The following is a 1,002-nucleotide window of genomic DNA, read 5'->3' on the forward strand; positions in this document are numbered from 1 at the left end:
TAGAGCGTCGGATTGGAAATGTGAATCGCTGGGGATTCCCCTGGCGTGAGATTTGTGATTCCTTCTCTTTGGAGGTGGATCATGGGCAAAGCACATTCTTCTGATCTTCGGGTTCGGATTGTTGGCGAGATTGAGCGCGGGCAATCGTGCCGTGCGGCGGCGCGGCGGTTTGGGGTGAGTGCTGCGACGGCGGTACGCCTGGCGCAGCGCAAGGCGCAGACGGGATCATTGGCGCCTGCCCAGCAGGGCCGCCCGGCGGGAAGCGGTCTGCTTGCGGCCCATGTTGAGGCGCTTGTGGACTGGGTGGAAGCTGATGGCGACATCACCATGCCGGAACTGGCCGCGCGGCTTTTGGCCGAACGTGGGGTGAAGGCGCACCCGGCCTCGCTGTCGCGGTTGCTGATCCGGCACGGTTTTACCGTCAAAAAAAACGCTGCTGGCGAGCGAAACCGATCGCGCTGACATTGTCCGGAGGCGTCGGATATGGACGGTTCACCGCCAGCCTTGGATGAAGAAACGCCCGGAGCGGCTGGTGTTCATTGACGAAACCGGCACGACCACCAAGATGACCCGGCTCAGAGGCCGGGCGCGCAAGGGACATCGCCTCAAGATGAAGGCTCCCTTCGGTCACTGGGGAACCCAAACCTTTATCGCCGCCCTGCGCCATGACGGACTGACCGCACCTTGGGTGATCGACCGCCCGATGAACCGCCAAATCTTCGAGGCTTATGTCGAAACCCAGCTCGCTCCGACGTTGAAGCCCGGCGACATGGTGATCCTCGACAATCTCTCCAGCCACAAAAGCGAACGGGCCAGCGCGATCCTCAAGGAGCGCGGCGCATGGTTCCTCTACCTCCCGCCCTACAGCCCCGATCTCAATCCCATAGAAATGGCCTTCGCCAAGCTCAAAGCACATCTGCGAAAGGCCAAAGCCAGGACCATCGATGCCCTGTGGCAAGCTGTCGGCTCAATCTGCGAACTCTACTCCTCAGACGAATGCTG

At 61.3% G+C, this 1,002-nt stretch carries 1 protein-coding gene; it reads left to right on the forward strand.

All coding sequences use genetic code 11. From position 1 onward, the window contains the following. Positions 1 to 81 precede the first annotated feature (81 nt). Positions 82 to 1,002, forward strand: a protein-coding gene (locus HNQ99_RS16390; RefSeq protein WP_246415062.1) for an IS630 family transposase whose coding sequence is annotated in 2 segments (ribosomal slippage) — positions 82 to 414 and positions 416 to 1,002 — 920 coding nt annotated over the 2 segments. Because the reading frame shifts where the segments join, the coding sequence is not laid out codon by codon here. This gene is flagged as partial in the annotation.

It is taken from the genome of Rhizorhapis suberifaciens, assembly GCF_014200045.1.
Classification (GTDB): Bacteria; Pseudomonadota; Alphaproteobacteria; order Sphingomonadales; family Sphingomonadaceae; genus Rhizorhapis; species Rhizorhapis suberifaciens.